The organism is Blautia sp. HCP3S3_D9, from assembly GCF_052063845.1.
In the GTDB taxonomy this organism is placed as follows: domain Bacteria; phylum Bacillota; class Clostridia; order Lachnospirales; family Lachnospiraceae; genus Blautia_A.
In genome coordinates this window covers 52,780-70,581 of the sequence record NZ_JBQHWS010000001.1, presented here as the reverse complement: position 1 = coordinate 70,581, position 17,802 = coordinate 52,780, and the positions used below count along the sequence as shown (strand labels likewise).

Here is a 17,802-nt window from a genome sequence, read left to right as displayed (position 1 = left end):
CTAATCACTCCTTATGATCTGTAAAACATGTTCCATCTTCAATGTGATATCCACGGAGAAATGCCTCTGTCTCCATTCGTTTCTTACCTTCTAACTGTACCTCTGTAAGGATCAGAGAACCTTTTCCGCATGCGGCATGTATGCCTTCCTTATCTGTCAGAAAAACAGTTCCCGGAGCAGCATCTGTCTGTTTGTCACTGACTCTGCACTTCCATACTTTTAAAGTCTTTCCATTAATAAAAGTATAAGCACTTGGCCATGGATTCAGTCCGCGTACCAAACGCTCCAGTTCCTCTGCTGATTTGCTGAAATCCATCAGTCCCATCTGCTTGGTGATCATGGACGCATACGGTGTCGGGCTCTCTTCCGGCTGTTTCACACGCTCTGCTGTTCCCTGCTCAATAGATGGCAATGTCTTGATCAGCAATTCCGCACCTGCCTGTGCAAGCTTTCCAAACAGACTTCCGCCAGTTTCCTCCGGTGCCAGAGGAATAATGATCTTAGAGATCATATCTCCTGTGTCAAGTCCCTCTCCCATCTGCATGATCGTAACACCAGATTCCTTCTCTCCATCAATGACTGCCTGCTGGATTGGAGCTGCACCTCTGTACTTAGGCAGAAGTGATGCATGAATGTTAATGCATCCATACTTCGGAAGGTCCAGAACCTCTTTCGGAATGATCTGTCCAAATGCTGCAACAATAATAATATCCGGATTGATCTCCTTTAAAGTTTCCAGAAATTCCTGATTATTTCTTACTTTCTGCGGCTGATATACCGGAATCTCATGCATAAGTGCCTCTTCTTTGACAGGAGTCGGAAGTAAAGTCTTTCCTCTTCCCTTTGGCTTATCAGGCTGTGTGACTACTGCTGCCACTTCATATCCGGCTTCGATCAGTGCATGTAATGGCGGCACTGCGAAATCCGGTGTTCCCATAAAAACTGTCTTCATATGTTAAAATGTCACCTCTTCTTTCTCTTGTATTTTCTCTGCTGTTTCAGCATCCGGACATATCCCGGACCTCTGGCCTGTTCATATCAAAACACCACTGGATACAGCATTGAACAACTATTTCCAACACTTTTTATTATTCCTCATCCTCATCATAAGTTACATGATGAAGTTCTCCCTCTACCAGTTCTGTGTACATATGTCCATCCAGATGATCCAGTTCATGACAGAATGCGCGGGCCAGAAGTCCCTCGCCTTCATATTCTACCTCATTCATGTCCTCATCCAGTGCTTTTACCTTTACATAGTTCGGACGTGTTACCTGTCCTGCCATTCCCGGTACACTTAAGCATCCCTCATCTCCGGTCTGCTCTCCGGATGTCTCAAGGATCTCAGGATTGATCAGAACGATCGGGCCTTCTCCTATATCAATAACAACGATACGTTTCAGAATTCCTACCTGCGGTGCAGCAAGACCAACACCCATTGCCTCATACATGGTATCAAGCATATCCGTGATCAGATCATGGATACGTGGTGTCATTTTATCCACCGGTCTGCTAACTTTTGTAAGTACTTCATCGCCTTCTACTCTGATTGTTCTAAGTGCCATTTCTTTTTTCTCCTTTTCTCTGACTGAATTTTTAACTAAAAACGTAACTGTTCAGTACCTTCATAGTTACGAGTCAAAATCCATTGAAAATCGCCTGCGGCGATGGGATTTTGACTTGTATGTCTCGGGATTTTGGCATTTTCATGCCAAAACACCTCGTGGAATAGTGGACTTCTGAATAGTTACTGAAAATCAAATTGTATATATAGTTTCCGAAAACCGGAATTTATTTCTATGTATTTCTCAAGCTGGTCTTTGATCCAGACCAGTACCTGGTAATCTTCGTGTTTCAGATAAATGACCTGTCTGTAAATATCCTTTACTTTTCCCACTGCTGCATAAGCAGGTCCGATCACATGAAGGTCATTCTTCTTATAGATCCGCTGCACATACAGCTTCAGATAATGCATCGCCTGAACCAGAAGCTCATCCTCCGGACCTGATCCGAGGACTGCCAGCATATGCGCTGCCGGCGGATAATCCAGGAGCATACGATAACTCATCTCTTCCTCATAAAAAGCCTGATAATCCTGCACAGCTGCCGCCTGGATACTGTAATGATCTGGCTGATAGGTCTGTATCACAGCTTCTCCCGGCTTCTCGCCACGTCCACCACGTCCTGCTGCCTGACACAGAAGCTGAAAAGTCCTCTCAGCACATCTGTAATCCTCTGCATTCAGTGACAGATCTGCTGCAACTACACCAACCAGTGTTACATCCGGAAAATCATGCCCCTTGACGATCATCTGCGTTCCGATCAGCACATCTGCTTCATGTTTTGCAAAAGATGCCAGAATTTTCTCATAACTTCCCTTCGTCCTTGTAGTATCAAAATCCATCCTAAGTGTACGGACTCCCGGAAAAGTTTCTCTCACTACTTTCTCAATCTGCTGTGTTCCTGCCTTAAATCCGCCAATATATGGAGATCCACAGACCGGACATGCCTGAGGTTTTCGCGTTTCATATCCACAATAGTGGCACAGAAGTCTGTCATTATTATGTTCTGAGAGAGCCACATCACAATGCGGACATTTCATCACCTGTCCGCAGGAACGACAAGAGACAAAACCTGCATATCCTCTTCGGTTAAGAAAAAGCATGACCTGCTCTTTCTTCTCAAACCGCGCTTTCATTTTCTCCCGTAATTCTCTGCTGAGCACCGAACGATTGCCTGCCTTCAATTCTTCCCGCAAATCCACAATAGAAACCTGCGGCATAGGTCTGCTTCCATATCTGGCATTTAAACGCACCAGACCATAAGCACCTTTCTTCGCCTGACTATAAGCTTCCACAGAAGGAGTAGCAGATCCGAGAACTACTCGTGCATGCTCTAACTCAGCTCTCTTAATCGCAGTTTCCCTGGCATGATAACGCGGGCTGCTCTCGCTCTTATAACTTGGTTCATGTTCCTCGTCGATAACTATAAGCCCCAGATTGCCAAACGGCGTAAACAGCGCAGATCGCGGACCGATCATCACCTGAACTTTCCCTCTCTTTGCACGCTTGAACTGATCATAGCGTTCTCCCTGAGACTGTCTGGAATTGATCACAGACACTTTATCTCCGAACCTTGCATAAAATCTGCGCACAGTCTGATAAGTAAGTGCAATTTCAGGAATCAGTACAATGGCCTGTTCTCCTCTGGAAATCGTCCACTCGATCAACTTCATATAGACCTGAGTTTTTCCACTTCCTGTTACACCTTCGATCAGTACAGGTCGCGGAGATTGTTTCTCCCATTCTTCCCTGATCTGCTGTACTGCTATCTCCTGCTCCTGAGTAAGAAGCATCTGGTTTTCTGCCGGAATATCACTGGTATCCATCGAATTTCTCAGTATCTCATCATATTCTATCCGGATGATTCCCTGTTCCTGCATCTTCTTTATAACCGCTGAAGTTGCCCCAAGTTTCTTTGATGCCTGTGCAGAATCCAGTCTCTTCTTCTCCAGAAGTTCCTTCAGAAGTCTTGTTCTGGCTCTGAATCTTGTTTTCTCAAGATCTGCCAGTATCTGATACCCTTCGTCTTCAGAAATGTTCAGACATATATATCTTCTCTCTTTTGCCTTGATCTTCTCCTGGATCGGAAGTACGGTCTTGAGCGCCTGAATCATGGTAGACCCGTAATTCTCTTTCATCCAGGCTGCCAGCGCGATCAATCGGGATTCCGTAGTCTCTTCTCCGCTACAGATCTCACAGATTTCTTTCAGTTTTCCGGATGCAATCTTCGGTTCCTTTGAAAAACCTGTTACATATCCCTTACGCAGCTGACTGGCATTTCCAAAGGGGATGGATACCACCATCCCCACCTTTATCTCCTGTTCCAGTCTCTCCGGTACCTTGTATTGAAAACTCCGGTCCAGTTTGTCGCTGGAAATATCAATTATAATATCTGCATATATCATGAACTCATTCCTGTTGTATCCGGATGTTCTCTGTCCTGGATTCTAAATAAACCTGCTGTTATTTTCCTGCAAGAATATCTGCGATCAGAACACGTTCATCCATCGGATATTTCTTTCCTTTGATCTCCTGATAATCCTCATGTCCCTTACCTGCCAGTACAATAATATCACCAGGTTCTCCATGATGGATTGCATAGGCGATTGCCTCTTTTCTGTCAGCAATTTCCACGTACTTGCCATCTGTTTTTGCCATACCGATCTTAATATCATCAATAATTGCCTGCGGCTCTTCGTCACGTGGATTATCAGATGTGATGATCGTAAGATCTGCAAGCTTTCCTGCAACTTCACCCATCTCATAACGGCGAAGTTTGGATCTGTTTCCTCCACATCCAAACAGGCAGACCAGTCTGTGCGGATTGTATTCTTTCAATGTAGTCAGAAGACTCTCCAGTGCCATTGCATTATGCGCATAATCGATCATCAGTGTAAAATCGTCTGATACTTTCACCATCTCAATACGGCCTTTTACTTTGGCTACTTTTAATGCTTTAAGAATATTCTCTTCTGATACTTTAAAGTGACGGCAGATTGCGATCGCTGTCAATGAATTATAAATACTGAACTTACCAGGAATATCAATCTCTACATGGAAATCCAGCAATCCTTTCAGATGATAGGAAATTCCCAGATATCCTTTGCCGCCTACCAGTTTTGCATCCTCTGCACGGAGATCTGCTTCCGGTGAAAATCCATAAGTTTCCAGACTGCAGGTATGTCCCTCAATGATCTTCTGGAAATGCTCGTCATCTCTGTTTACAATACCTACTTTACACTGTTTCAGCAGCAAAGATTTGCATCTGAGATAATCATCGAAATCTTTATGTTCATTTGGTCCGATGTGATCTGGTTCAATATTTGTAAAGATACCAAAATCAAAGATAAAGCCCTGTGTTCTATGAAGCATCAGTCCCTGAGAAGAAACTTCCATAACCACACAGTCACATCCTGCTTCTACCATTTCATGGAAATATTCCTGGATCACATAGGATTCCGGAGTTGTGTTCTTCGCAGGAATCACTTTGTCACCAATGATCGCTTCAATTGTTCCGATCAGACCTACTTTATATCCTGCATTCTCCAGAATAGACTTTACCATATAAGTAGTTGTGGTCTTTCCTTTGGTTCCTGTGATACCAATGGTCTTAAGTTTCTCTGCCGGATGTCCGAAATATGCCGCTGAAATAAACGCCATTGCATATCGTGTATCTTTCACAAGGATCACTGTCACATCTTCCGGTGCTTCTACAGCTTCTTCTACAACCAGTACTTTGGCACCCTTTGCGATTACATCCGGTACAAACTTATGGCCGTCCACAACCGCACCGCGAATGCAGATAAAAAGAGAACCATCTTCTACTTTTCGGGAGTCATAGATTACATTCTTTACTTCCTGGTCTGTACTGCCCTGAAGGCATGTATATTCCAGTTTTTCTAATAAGGATACTAATTTCATTTTAATCCTCCATATCATTTCCTGCCGTCCCGAAATCTATTCATTAAAGAGCTCACAAAAGTCCGGAGCGGAGGTGTTCTTTTACTAAAGCGTATATTCTATATAAGAATAGCACACCTCCCAAACCGTTTCAACGTTGATTTTTCGTTATCTTAATTGCTTTTTATTCCCTTTTTTGTAAGCAAATCCCACCAATCCTGACATCCCTGCCAAAATTGCTATTGCGAGATATAACCCGATTTCCGTTTCATCCCCAGTTCGTGGTTTGGACGCTGCTGCATAGGAATCCGCTGATTTGGACGCATATCCGTTTCCTCCTCCATAAGTCTGCAGTGCTGTCTCTGTAGGCTGTGGAGTGGCAGTTACGGTATTCTCATTTGCAGTCAATGTGACTTCAGACTGTGACTTCACTGTCTGCGAACCGGTTTCTTCCGCAACTACAATTACCTCATTGATCAATTCCTGGCTGGATAAATACTGTGGAACTGTCACTGTTGCATAAAGAGCAAACGCTTCTCCCGGCGCAATCTGCGGGATCATCGCCTGCGTTCCACTGCTGTTTATGGTTACCCCTTCTTTCTGTACAAATTTCGCCTGTATTCCGGCATTCTGAAATCTCTCTGTACTCAGTATGGAATGTAACGTGCGTTCTCCTGTATTACGAATACAAATCTGGTATGTAATCGTATCTCCTGGATAGGCTTCTGTTCTGTCGGCAGTTTTTTCCACCTCGAATGCAGCTTTTAATTCTGTTGCCTTCAACTTCGCAGATGCCTGACATCCGATATTCTCATTCTTTCCCGGATGTTTTGCGCTCACGGTTACGGTGTGTGTCAATTCCCCAGACTGTCTTTCTGTAAGCTGTGCCGTCAGTCGAAGTTTCCTATTCTCTCCTGGCTGTAAAATTTTTAGAACTCCCTGCATACCGTTTGCTGCAAAATTATCCGCTGATTCCCATGCTGCGTTTATATCCTTCATAGAAAAATTACTGGAAATTTCTATATTTTCCAAGGAAATCTCGCCCGTGTTCTTCACTTCAAGCACATAAGACACAGCCTGTCCTGCACGTATCTCTGTTGCAGACTGTTGCAGTTCTGCTGTAAGTCCGGTTTTCGCTTCAGTTACGGTAAGAACCGCTGATTCTGCGGCAGCCAGTATCTTGTTCTCTTCTTCTGTTTTCATCCAGAAATATGTACCTGTTGTCTCTTGGTCTTTGTATAAAGGAGCATCCTGGCATACCGGATAGGTAACTGCTACAGAGGAAATCTGATACTCTGTTCTCAGTGAAACAGGAATTATCAATGTAAAAGTATCTGTATTTTCATCCGGCTTCGGAACCTCGCAGATGAGTTTGGTAATCTCTGTTTCCTCGCCCTTGTGATTCTGAATCTGTACAGATTCCGCCTTCATATCATGCTTCAGACCAGATTCATCCACCTGAAAATATTCAGATATATACGCTGTCAGAAAATATTTGGTTTCTGTTGGCCGAGTATTCTCCCCTTGCTGTCCTTCACTTTCATTTGCAGTGGCTTGATCTGCTGACTCATTTTCAGATGCCTCATTCACAACCTCTTCAGTTCCATCTGCTGTATTTTCCTCATTCTCTTCTCCATTTGCTTCCCCGTTATTTGCTTCACTTTCATCCGATTCCCCATCACTGGCTTCGTTTTCAATTTCACTTTCTGCCGGCTTTTCCTCCTGCACATTTTCGCCTTTATCCACATCCTGTGTCTTCTTATACAATTCTTTTAGTCCGCTTACTTCAAGCCTGATCTCTGCCTGAAAGTTCTTCTCATCTGTCCACTCAGCACTCTGCTGCAGCAAAACCTCCGGTGCTGCAAGTTCCTGTGCTTCAAATTCTGCCGCAGAAACAGTACAATTTCCCATAATTCCTGCCAGAACGGTTACTACAACCGCTTTTTTTAACTGATTCCATATTCTTTTTTTCATTCTCTTATTCTCCTGAAATTCTTTCTGATTCTACTCTTATAGTCTTTATCCCCTTACTGGTCTCCTAGAGCGTGTTTGAAAAATCATTCCCACAAATTGTGACGCACATCTTGCAGAAAGCCTTTTTCAAACATGCTCTGGGTATTCTGGCATATGATCATCTTTTGAGTGGTTTTACAGACACAGACATACGCATCTCCCCCTCTCTTCTTTAATTCACAATAGCTTGAAATTATCGCACTGATCCGTGCATGAACATTAAGAATTCATTTCTGCAGAATGCAGAAACAGATTTCCCGTTACCTGTCTGTAACGATGTCTTTACTTTATCATGTCTCTGTTACAAAAACAAGACATCACTTTTTCTTTTTCGTTTTTGTTTATAATTCTTTTAGAAATTTACCGTTTCTTTCAGAAATTCGACATACTTTGAACATATTTCTCCCATATAATAGATTTTGGATAGATGAAAAACCACTCTCTATCTCCCCCCTCAAAAAAACACAGCAGCCCTCGCAGAAATGCGGGGGCTGTTTGTTCTTCTGTTTGTTCTTCCTATTTTTCTGTTGCAATTCCTCTGACAGTCTTTTATAATGTAAATTATCTATATGATTGAATGTTTAGACAAAATATTTTCACAACATTAAAGAATCGAGGTATTTCCCATGAGCGAGAAAATTACAGTAGTTGCACTGGGCCACAGAGCATTAGGAACCACCTTGCCAGAGCAGAAAATTGCTACAAAAAAAACAGCAAAAGCGATTGCAGACCTTGTTGAAGCAGGAAACCGTGTGGTAATCTCCCACAGTAATGGTCCACAGGTTGGAATGATCCATACCGCTATGAATGAATTTGGAAAGGCACATCCAGATTATACATTCGCACCTATGTCCGTATGTTCTGCTATGAGCCAGGGCTATATCGGATACGATCTTCAGACAGCAATCCGTTCAGAACTGATTTCCCGTGGTATCTACAAACCTGTAGCAACTATTCTTACACAGGTTGTAATTGATCCATATGATGATGCATTCGCTGAACCGGAGAAGATCATCGGACGTGTACTTACCGAAGAAGAAGCAGAAGCAGAAGAGCATAAAGGAAACTTCGTTACCAAACTTGCGGATGGAACTTACAAAAGAATCGTAGCAGCTCCAAAGCCGCAGAAGATCGTAGAACTTGAAACTATCCGCACACTTGTAGATGCCGGACAGATTGTCATCGCAGCAGGCGGCGGCGGTATCCCGGTTATGGAGCAGGGCATTGATCTCCACGGTGCAAGTGCCATCATCGAGAAAGACCTTGCAAGTGGACTTCTCGCTCAGGAATTACAGGCAGATACTCTGCTGATCCTTACAAGCGTAGAGAAAGTAAGTCTGAACCTTGGTCAGGATAATGAAGAATATCTTGATACTATCTCCGTAGAAGACGCTAAGAAATACATGGATGAAGATCAATTCGCACCAGGTTCCATGCTTCCGAAATTCGAGGCCGGAATTGCCTTCATTGAGAACGGCGAGAACCGCAGAACCATTATCACAGATATCCAGCATGCAAAAGACGGATACTTTGAAAAAACAGGTACTATCATTAAATAATAAGAAAAAGCACAAGTTACCGGATACGGAGTAAACAGTAACGATTGTAAAAGAACTGAATTCCACAGATTCTATAATCTGTGACAATTCAGTTCTTTCTATATAATATCTATAAATACCTAATATCTCTAAATATTTCCAATTGAATCTCAATTTTTTTCTCAGACAGACAAATAAAGACACATAGTACAGCCCTGAACATCACAACTGTAATATGTGTCTCTTTACATTTCTTTATATTTTACATAGATTTACGTTCCGCGATCTCTGCCATCTTCGCTTCATTCAGTCGTGTATCTCCATGCACACGGCTGTAGGAAAGATATCCGTTCATACGGTCGATCTTAGTAAGGTTCTTAGAACCGCAGACCGGGCATACATCCATCTCAAGTTCCTCATGACCACAGTCATCGCAGTAAGCAAGTGAAAGGTTTACACCTTCATAATATCCCAGAGACATCGCTCTGCGGATGAGTGTACGGATTGCCTCACGGTTGTAATCGATTGGGTAACGTACATACTGAATCTTACCACCATTGCAGAGTTCCCAGAAACGTCCCTCCAGATCCTGTTTCTCAATCGGAGTTACGTCCTCTGTTACGTGACAGTGGAAACTGTTGCTTACATATGGACGGTCAGAAACGCCTTTCACAATTCCGTACATCTTGCGGAACTGCTCAACCTGCAGACCACAAAGACTCTCTGCCGGAGTTCCATAAATTGCATACAGATAACCATCCTGTTCCTTGAATTCTTCTACTTTCTTGTTGATATATTTCATAACTTCCAGTGCAAACTGTCCGTCTTCTGCAATAGACTTGCCATTGTAGAGTTCCTGAAGTTCGTTTAAAGCTGTGATTCCAAAAGATGCTGTCATCGGTTTCAGAATCTTGCCAATCTTCTCATTCGGTTTCAGATGTCCGCCGTAGAAACCGCCCTCGCAGTATGCCAGCGGGTTGGTAGATGCTCTCATCTGTCCCAGATAATCATAAGTGCGAATATGAAGATTACGAATCATTTCAAGATAGAAATCCAGTACCTCATAGAAATCTCTGCTCTCTGCTCTCGCTTTCGCAAGGATCATCGGAAGATGAAGACTTACTGCACCAATGTTAAACCTTCCTACAAATACCGGCACATCCTTATCATCTGCAGGGTGCATTCCGCCTCTCTCATACCATGGACTTAAGAAAGCACGGCATCCCATCGGGCTGATTACTTTTCCATACTGCTTGTACATACTGGAAATATAACCTTTTCCAGACATAGACAGCCAGTCCGGATACATGGTCTTGGCAGAACAGTCAACACCTGCCTCAAACACATCCTCACTGATCTTGCCCTTTCCATGGATATTCTCATCATAAAGAAATACGATCTTAGGGAAAAGGACCGGTTTCTTACGGCCTTTCTTGCCCTGGCCACCTTTGTGTACTTCAAGAAGAGAAATACTTGCCATTTTTTCAAAACGACCGGTTCCCAGTCCAAGAGTTACAGTTACGAATGGATAATCCCCTCTGGATGATCCAACGGTATTCAATTTATACTCAATTCCCTGCCATCCCTGATCAAATTCTCTGCGGACTTTATCAAGTGCATACTCAATAGCACGTTCCTCACGTCCTGACCAACTCTCATCTGAGTATTTCAGAAATTCCTGAATATATTTGTCATAGCTCTTCTGCGCATACGGAGCAAGGATCTTATCTACTTCCGGTACTGTAAATCCACCATACTGCTGTGCTGCAGTACTCAGGATAATATCACCCATAACATCAAATGCCGTATCCAGTGTCTTAGGCTCATTGTACCATACATTTCCCATCTCAAATCCGCCGCTCAGTACAGATGCCACATCAAAGAGACAGCAGTTCATGGTATCCAGACGTGCAGACTGATCATGAATATAAATATAACCATCTTTACATGCCTGAAGTTCATTACGGTTCATAAAGAATTTACGATAAAGTTCCTTATTCAGTTCATTAAAGATCAGGCTTCGTTTTGTGGCAACCAGTGCACTGTCTGTATTGGCATTGCTCTTATCACCAATATAACGGATTGCCTGACTCTTGGTATATACATCATCCATCATATGGATAAAATCAAGTTTGTAGTTTCTGTAATCACGATAACTCTTGGCTACAGCCGGATTCACTCTCTCAAGTGCTCCTTCTACAATATTATGCATCTCCTGTATCTGGATTTCATTCTTTCCCAGTGCCTCTGCATGTTCCTCAGCAAACCGACAGATAAATTCATTCTCCTTGTCAGAAAACTTATATAAGATTCTGGCCGCAGACTTGTTTACCGCCGCTACGATCTTCTTCGAATCAAACTCTTCTCTTGTTCCGTCTTTCTTTATTACATATATCATACTTCTTGCTCCCATATACAATATATAGTATTATTTTCTTTCGTTAACCACAATTCATTCTATATGTGGTACGATTAACAAGTATAGCACAGTCTCTGTCAAAAAGAAAGAGGCAAAAAATTATTCGTCATATTGCTGAATTTGATACATTGACAGATAATTATCTTGACCATCCAAAGATACCGCAGATATCTCATCTCCCGTGTGTAATTCTACTTCCTCCTGGTGACCCGCTTCGTCAAATTTTACAGTTTCATCTCTTCCTGAAGAGTTTTTGATTTCCAGAGCAACAGCTTCCCATCGGGCTTCTATCATATATTTCCCTGGCACGATTATAAATTCATATTCCAGATTATCCCCATCTGTGTTGTCATCCTCTGTTACAGCATCTACAGATCCGACAATATAATGCTCTCCGGTGGACATATAATCATCCGGGTCTTTTTCCTTATCATCCTGTTTAGATTTTGCAGCACTGATAGTCTCAGCCCAGTCATCCTTCCAGTCATTCTCTTCTGCCTCATCAGCACCGCTTTCCTCAAAAAAACTGCCAATATCTATCCCCAGTTCGTCATTGATAAATGACTCTATCTGATACCCGATGCTGTCCCAGTTCTCCGCAATCTGACCTGCCGCCACCGTCAGAACCATAACAATGATCCAGAAAACAGCAGATCCTTTCTTACCTTTCTTACCTTTCTTCGTTTTCGTATTCGAAACTGTAGTCTGACCTGTGCTGTAAGCCCGCACTGTCTGTGTATTAGCAGCACGTCCTGCTGCTGTTTTTGTTCCTGTAGTCTGCACTCTTGCAGTCTGCGCTTTTGGCATCTGTGTTCTGGAATTATTTGTTTTTCCCGGTTTCTTCACCGTTTTATTTCTGTCCGGAAGTGGTACTTCGCTCTCCTTCATCGCCTTTCGCACCTTTGCAGAAGCATGACGGTAATGCTCTGACCGGTCCTCATTCAGATGATATAATTCCATATCATTTCTATAAGGCATTCCACAATATTTACATCTGCCGTTTACGATAGGACCATCACAGACCTGACATCTCTTTCCCATATATTGTCCCCCTGCATTTGTTTATATATTCAATTTCATTTATTCTGCTGAATTTATTTTAACATTTTTCCCCAATCTTGCAAAGCAGAAATTGTATTACTGTTCATTCCAAATGAACAGTAATAATTGTCAAATGCTCATTTTCCTGTTATAATAGCGTGGGAAAAGATAATGGATATTCATGCTATAGAATATGCAAATACAGAAATTACAGGAGGAATCCAATAATGGAACAGATTAAAATTCCTGACGGATATCAGTCAGCTTTAAATCTCCATGATACTCAGATTGCCATTAAGACTGTGAAAGATTTCTTTCAGCAGACACTGGCTCAGAAGCTGAATCTGCTGCGTGTTTCCGCTCCGGTGTTCGTAAACCCGACATCCGGTCTGAACGATAACTTAAACGGTGTAGAGCGTCCGGTAAGCTTTGATATCAAAGGCCAGCCAGAGAATGCAGAGATCGTACATTCTCTCGCCAAATGGAAAAGATACGCATTAAAGAAATATGGCTTTGCTCACGGCGAAGGTCTTTATACAGATATGATTGCGATCAGACGTGACGAAGATCTCGATAACATCCACTCCGTATACGTAGACCAGTGGGACTGGGAGAAGATCATCAACAAAGAAGAACGTAACATGGATACACTGGTATCTACAGTACGTGCTATTTACAGCGTTCTCCGCAAGACTGAGAAATACATGGCAGTTCAGTACGATTACATCGAAGAAATCCTTCCAAGAGAGATTGCTTTCGTAAGCACACAGGAACTCGTTGACATGTATCCGGACCTCACTCCAAAGGAACGTGAATACAAAGTTGTCAAAGAAAAAGGTGCTGTTTTCCTTATGCAGGTTGGTAAGACCTTAAGCAACGGCGAACGTCACGACGGACGTGCTCCGGATTATGATGACTGGGAATTAAACGGTGATATCCTCGTTTACTATCCAGTTCTCGACATCGCACTTGAGCTCTCTTCCATGGGTATCCGTGTTGATGAAGATGCACTTGACAAACAGCTTACTATCGCAGGCTGTGATGACAGACGAGAACTCCCATTCCAGAAAGCTATCCTGAATAAAGAACTTCCATACACAATCGGCGGCGGTATCGGACAGTCCCGTATCTGTATGTTCTTCCTCAGAAAAGCTCACATCGGTGAAGTACATGCTTCCCTGTGGCCAGAAGAAGTAATGAAGGAAGCGGAAGCAAAAGGCGTACAGCTTCTGTAGTCAGATAGTACTTAACACTAACCATATCAATGTAGTGGGGTAAATACGAAAGTGAATATTTTGTTTTTTTTAACACCCAAAAGTGATGTAGCATACATTTTTGAGAACGAAACTCTCCGTCAGACTCTGGAGAAAATGGAGCACAGGAAATTCTCCTGTATTCCTCTTCTGAGTCTGGACGGAAAATATAAAGGAACCATTTCTGAAGGTGATCTGCTCTGGGGAATGAAAACATTAAATGTTCCAAGTCTCAAAGCTTCTGAGAGCATTTCCATTATGGCAATTCCACGCAGAGCCACCTACAAAGCAGTTCACGCAGATTCCGATATGGAAGATCTGCTGGATAAGGCAATTAATCAGAATTACGTTCCTGTTGTCGATGATCAGGGATACTTTATCGGTATTATTACCCGTAAAGAGATTATCAAATACTGCTACAAAGAACTAAAAAAATATGCGGAAGCCTCGAATTCAGAGCCGTCTGATCCCGGTGGAAATTAAATATCGAATATAACAAATACAAAGAGCTGCATCCAAAACGATTTTCTGTCGTTTTTCGGACTACAGCTCTTTTTTTCATTTCTTCATGATTCTCTTTTCTGTGCCAATAATTTTCCAAACAGTGCTGCCAATACCTGCTGAAATAACGTTCCGATCATAACCGGAAACATCACTTCTCCCGGAAAATACGCTGCGGCGATCACCGCTCCTGCGCTGATATTCCGCATTCCAGTCCCATACATCATAGAAACCGCCGTGCTGTGATCCCGTTTGAAAATATAAGCAACCAGCCATCCCAACACGTATCCGGAAGCAGCCAGCACCAGAATTGCCAGTGCTACCTTTACTCTCTGCATATTCATGTCTCGAATATAAGGAGCCACCTTAGAAGAATTTGACGTTACCACAAACATTAACGCCAGTTTGGAAAAAGGCGCCAGTTTTCCCGGCCATGTCTTCATCGCTTTTCCATCCGTAACCTGATTCAGTACCATCGCCGCAACCGCAGGCAGAGCCACCATAAATACCAGTTCTCTCATCATCTTCGTCGAATCCATAGTCACTGCGGAACCCAACAGTATCTGCAAAGTTGCCGGGATCAGAAACGGTGCGAACACAGTATCAACTACCACCAACGATAAAGACAGTGGACTGTTGCCCTCATAGATTGTCACCCACATCAGGCTTACCACGGCCGTCGGAACCGCAAATTCCAGCACCATTCCCGTGATCAGATCCATATTATCTCCAAAGAACAGATAGCCTGCACCACAGGCTGCAACCGGGATCACTACATGAAGCAGAAGCATAATAATGATCAATGGACCCGGATGGCGAAATACATTCGCCACATCCTTAAATCTGGACTTCAGTGCCCCGGAAAATGTTATAAACGCAAACACGGCCGGCACATAAGGCAGACCGCGTTTGGCAATATCTGGAAAGCATACACCCAGTAACAGACAGGTCGGTGTTACCAGTGCCATCCACTTCTCTATAAAACTGTTAAATCTCTTCAGCATCTTATAAAACCTTTGAAAGGAAGTCTTTCAGTCTCTGGTTCTTTGGATTTGCAAAGAACTCTTTCGGCGAATTCTCCTCCTGGATCTTTCCATCATCAATGAAAAGAACTCTGGTTGCTACCTCTCTGGCAAATCCCATCTCATGAGTAACCACAACCATAGTCATACCAGACTGTGCAAGTTCCTTCATCAGTTCCAGAACTTCCCCGACCATCTCAGGGTCAAGTGCAGAAGTCGGCTCATCGAAAAGCATTACATCCGGGTTCATAGCCAAAGAACGTGCAATGGCAATACGCTGTTTCTGTCCTCCGGAAAGCATATCCGGATATGCATTGGCTTTGTCCGGAAGTCCGACACGCGCCAGAAGCTCATCTGCTTTCTTAGATGCTTCGTCCTTTGTCATCAGCTTCAGCTCTACAGGTGCCAGCATAATGTTCTGTTTTACTGTCTTATGCGGAAAAAGATTAAACTGCTGAAATACCATGCCGATTTTCTGACGATGTCTGTTAATGTCAACTTTTGGATCTGTAATATCCGTTCCCTCAAAAAGGATCTGTCCTCCTGTAGGAACTTCCAGAAGGTTTAAAGATCTCAGGAAAGTAGATTTACCGGAACCAGACGGACCGATGATTGCTACTACTTCTCCCTGACAGATATCTGTTGTAATTCCGTCAAGAACCTGATTACTGCCAAAAGCTTTCTTCAGATCTTTGACCTGGATCAGTACATTCTTATCGCTCACTGGTTCTTAATCTCCTTTCCAGTTTATTCATAGCCCAAGTAAGAATTCCAACGATCACAAGATAGATCGCTGCAGCTGCCATCAATGGCCAGAACGCATTGTAGGTACGGCTCTGGATCAGCATCGCACCCTTTGTCAGGTCCATCATACCAATGTAACCGATGATAGATGTCTCTTTGATCAGCACGATAAATTCATTTACCAGTGCAGGAAGTACATTCTTAAATGCCTGTGGGATAATGATCAGACGCATGGTCTGGCTGAAATTCAGTCCAAGGCTTCGTCCTGCTTCTGTCTGTCCCTGGTCAATAGACATGATACCGGAACGGACGATCTCAGCTACGTAAGCACCGGAGTTGATACCGAAAGCAAGACCGCCTACGATGATCTTATTAACGCTTACAGAACCAAAGATTACAAAGTTCATGATCAGTAGCTGGATCATGGTTGGTGTTCCACGGATCACGGTCAGGTAAACTCTGCAGATCGCATTGAGGATCTTAAAGGAGCCTGACTTATCATGAGCGGAACGGATGATCGCTACAAGGAAACCGATGATCAGACCTACAACTACCGCAAATAACGTGATAATAAGGGTTGTTTTCAGACCATCCAGAAGCCAGAGATAGCGGTCATCTTTAATAAAATTCAGATAAAAATCTTCTTTTACACTCGCTAAAATCATAGGATTATTCATAAAAACCTCTGTCTCGAAAAGAGAGCTGTTGGCAGATCGTCAACAGCTCTGTTGTATTGTTCTTTTTATTTCGGATATCACAGGTTTCAGTTACAAAGCTCTTGTCATACAAGCATAAGCAATCTTTGTTCTTTACACCCCTGGTATCAATTATTTCCTTACAATTATTTCTTTACAATGATAACCTGGCTTGCATCTGCATATGTATCTGTAAAGTCAACGCTTGATTTACGGTCTTCTGTTACAGTCATACCAGCTGCACCGAAGTCTGCTTTACCGGACTGTACTGCCGGGAGAATGGAGTCAAATTCCATATCTTCGATCTTCAGTTCATATCCAAGTTTGTCACAGATTGCCTGAGCGATGTCTGCATCGATGCCTACGATATCATCACCTTCATGATATTCATATGGCTCGAACTCAGCGTTAGTAGCCATTACCAGTGTTCCGTTAGAACGGTCAACATCTTCCGGAGATTCATATGGAGAGTTGCCTGCATCTTCACCGATATAATTGCTCATGATGCTGTCAATTGTTCCATCATCTTTCAGTTCTTTCAGAGCTCCGTTGATCTTGTCAAGAAGTTCGTCATTGCCTTTCTTTAAACAGATTGCATATTCCTCCTGCTCGAATGGCTCATCCAGGATCTTAAGGTCATCGTTATTCTCAACGAATTTCTGGGCCGGCTGTGAATCAATGATCACACAGTCAATCTGACCTGCTTTTAATGCCTGAACAGCTTCACTTCCTTTATTGTAACGTTCTACTGTGGAGCCGTCTTTCTCGTACTCAGATGCATCAAGGTCACCTGTTGTGCCAAGCTGAACACCGATTGTTGCTCCTGCAAGGTCGTCCTTAGATTCAACTTTCTGAGCTGCGGATACGCTTCCTGCCATGGAAACTACCATGATCGCACTGAGTGCAAGGGTTGCAAATCTCTTCTGATCTTTCATCTTTCTTCCTCCTCGCATCCGAAAGTATAGATACTGCTGCTGTTTTCTCTGTTACGTACAGCAGCGTATAATTATGCGTTTCGGCTGTATATTTTTGTTTATAATTTTAACATACTTTCAATAAAATGCAAGGTTAAACTTGAACCCCTGGCATAATTTCCATATAATATACGAAGTAA

At 43.0% G+C, this 17,802-nt stretch carries 15 protein-coding genes; 4 read left to right on the top strand and 11 right to left on the bottom strand.

What is annotated here, in order from left to right:
* Positions 1-4 precede the first annotated feature (4 nt).
* The 5 genes from fmt to ACTNES_RS00315 form a co-directional block, all read right to left on the bottom strand.
* The gene (gene fmt / locus ACTNES_RS00335; protein ID WP_291806292.1) at positions 5-952 is read right to left on the bottom strand and encodes a methionyl-tRNA formyltransferase; all 948 of its coding nucleotides are present in this window, start codon (positions 950-952) and stop codon (positions 5-7) included.
* A 136-nt stretch (positions 953-1,088) separates the two neighbouring features.
* On the bottom strand, positions 1,089-1,565 hold the full coding sequence (gene def, locus ACTNES_RS00330; protein ID WP_216458825.1) for a peptide deformylase: 477 nt from the start codon (positions 1,563-1,565) through the stop codon (positions 1,089-1,091).
* Between the two features lie 182 nt (positions 1,566-1,747).
* Positions 1,748-3,967 carry a replication restart helicase PriA gene (gene priA / locus ACTNES_RS00325; protein WP_441038242.1) on the bottom strand — a complete coding sequence of 740 codons (2,220 nt, stop codon included), beginning with the start codon at positions 3,965-3,967 and terminating at the stop codon, positions 1,748-1,750.
* 58 nt (positions 3,968-4,025) lie between these two features.
* Complete coding sequence (locus ACTNES_RS00320; RefSeq protein ID WP_216458827.1) at positions 4,026-5,483, bottom strand: UDP-N-acetylmuramoyl-L-alanyl-D-glutamate--2,6-diaminopimelate ligase; 1,458 nt, start codon at positions 5,481-5,483, stop codon at positions 4,026-4,028.
* 147 nt (positions 5,484-5,630) lie between these two features.
* Positions 5,631-7,436, bottom strand: a complete 1,806-nt coding sequence (locus ACTNES_RS00315; protein WP_291806302.1) for a DUF7507 domain-containing protein — start codon at positions 7,434-7,436, stop codon at positions 5,631-5,633.
* 82 nt (positions 7,437-7,518) lie between these two features.
* Between ACTNES_RS00315 and ACTNES_RS00310 the strand changes: the two genes are divergently transcribed.
* The gene (locus ACTNES_RS00310; RefSeq protein WP_441038278.1) at positions 7,519-7,593 is read left to right on the top strand and encodes a DUF6783 domain-containing protein; all 75 of its coding nucleotides are present in this window, start codon (positions 7,519-7,521) and stop codon (positions 7,591-7,593) included.
* Between the two features lie 508 nt (positions 7,594-8,101).
* Positions 8,102-9,034 (top strand): carbamate kinase, encoded by a 933-nt coding sequence (gene arcC, locus ACTNES_RS00305; protein ID WP_216458829.1) that lies wholly within the window; start codon positions 8,102-8,104, stop codon positions 9,032-9,034.
* A 241-nt stretch (positions 9,035-9,275) separates the two neighbouring features.
* Here the strand turns inward: arcC and nrdD are convergent, their stop codons facing one another.
* Complete coding sequence (gene nrdD, locus ACTNES_RS00300; protein WP_291806305.1) at positions 9,276-11,411, bottom strand: anaerobic ribonucleoside-triphosphate reductase; 2,136 nt, start codon at positions 11,409-11,411, stop codon at positions 9,276-9,278.
* Positions 11,412-11,531: 120 nt separating this feature from the next.
* On the bottom strand, positions 11,532-12,473 hold the full coding sequence (locus tag ACTNES_RS00295) for a hypothetical protein (RefSeq protein WP_291806307.1): 942 nt from the start codon (positions 12,471-12,473) through the stop codon (positions 11,532-11,534).
* A gap of 227 nt (positions 12,474-12,700) precedes the next feature.
* On the opposite strand from ACTNES_RS00295, the gene asnA reads away from it, so the two are divergent.
* Positions 12,701-13,708, top strand: a complete 1,008-nt coding sequence (gene asnA / locus ACTNES_RS00290) for an aspartate--ammonia ligase (RefSeq protein WP_291806310.1) — start codon at positions 12,701-12,703, stop codon at positions 13,706-13,708.
* 51 nt (positions 13,709-13,759) lie between these two features.
* Positions 13,760-14,209 (top strand): CBS domain-containing protein, encoded by a 450-nt coding sequence (locus ACTNES_RS00285; protein WP_216458833.1) that lies wholly within the window; start codon positions 13,760-13,762, stop codon positions 14,207-14,209.
* Positions 14,210-14,292: 83 nt separating this feature from the next.
* Here the strand turns inward: ACTNES_RS00285 and ACTNES_RS00280 are convergent, their stop codons facing one another.
* From ACTNES_RS00280 to ACTNES_RS00265, 4 genes are all read right to left on the bottom strand, one after another.
* Positions 14,293-15,231: a bile acid:sodium symporter family protein gene (locus ACTNES_RS00280; RefSeq protein WP_291806313.1), complete on the bottom strand. Its 939-nt coding sequence runs from the start codon at positions 15,229-15,231 to the stop codon at positions 14,293-14,295.
* A gap of 1 nt (position 15,232) precedes the next feature.
* The gene (locus ACTNES_RS00275; RefSeq protein WP_291806316.1) at positions 15,233-15,973 is read right to left on the bottom strand and encodes an amino acid ABC transporter ATP-binding protein; all 741 of its coding nucleotides are present in this window, start codon (positions 15,971-15,973) and stop codon (positions 15,233-15,235) included.
* Positions 15,963-16,670 (bottom strand): amino acid ABC transporter permease, encoded by a 708-nt coding sequence (locus ACTNES_RS00270; RefSeq protein ID WP_291806319.1) that lies wholly within the window; start codon positions 16,668-16,670, stop codon positions 15,963-15,965. Before ACTNES_RS00270 ends, ACTNES_RS00275 begins: the two co-directional genes overlap by 11 nt.
* Before the next feature lie 164 nt (positions 16,671-16,834).
* Positions 16,835-17,623 (bottom strand): transporter substrate-binding domain-containing protein, encoded by a 789-nt coding sequence (locus ACTNES_RS00265; RefSeq protein ID WP_291806322.1) that lies wholly within the window; start codon positions 17,621-17,623, stop codon positions 16,835-16,837.
* Positions 17,624-17,802: the final 179 nt, after the last annotated feature.

What these genes read in the sequence shown, in the direction of transcription:
- arcC (WP_216458829.1), top strand. Translation starts at nt 8,102, where the DNA reads ATGAGCGAGAAAATTACAGTAGTTGCACTGGGCCACAGAGCATTAGGA.
- ACTNES_RS00320 (WP_216458827.1), bottom strand. Translation starts at nt 5,483, where the DNA reads ATGAAATTAGTATCCTTATTAGAAAAACTGGAATATACATGCCTTCAG.
- ACTNES_RS00295 (WP_291806307.1), bottom strand. Translation starts at nt 12,473, where the DNA reads ATGGGAAAGAGATGTCAGGTCTGTGATGGTCCTATCGTAAACGGCAGA.
- def (WP_216458825.1), bottom strand. Translation starts at nt 1,565, where the DNA reads ATGGCACTTAGAACAATCAGAGTAGAAGGCGATGAAGTACTTACAAAA.
- ACTNES_RS00270 (WP_291806319.1), bottom strand. Translation starts at nt 16,670, where the DNA reads ATGAATAATCCTATGATTTTAGCGAGTGTAAAAGAAGATTTTTATCTG.
- priA (WP_441038242.1), bottom strand. Translation starts at nt 3,967, where the DNA reads ATGATATATGCAGATATTATAATTGATATTTCCAGCGACAAACTGGAC.
- fmt (WP_291806292.1), bottom strand. Translation starts at nt 952, where the DNA reads ATGAAGACAGTTTTTATGGGAACACCGGATTTCGCAGTGCCGCCATTA.
- ACTNES_RS00315 (WP_291806302.1), bottom strand. Translation starts at nt 7,436, where the DNA reads ATGAAAAAAAGAATATGGAATCAGTTAAAAAAAGCGGTTGTAGTAACC.
- asnA (WP_291806310.1), top strand. Translation starts at nt 12,701, where the DNA reads ATGGAACAGATTAAAATTCCTGACGGATATCAGTCAGCTTTAAATCTC.
- nrdD (WP_291806305.1), bottom strand. Translation starts at nt 11,411, where the DNA reads ATGATATATGTAATAAAGAAAGACGGAACAAGAGAAGAGTTTGATTCG.
- ACTNES_RS00280 (WP_291806313.1), bottom strand. Translation starts at nt 15,231, where the DNA reads ATGCTGAAGAGATTTAACAGTTTTATAGAGAAGTGGATGGCACTGGTA.
- ACTNES_RS00265 (WP_291806322.1), bottom strand. Translation starts at nt 17,623, where the DNA reads ATGAAAGATCAGAAGAGATTTGCAACCCTTGCACTCAGTGCGATCATG.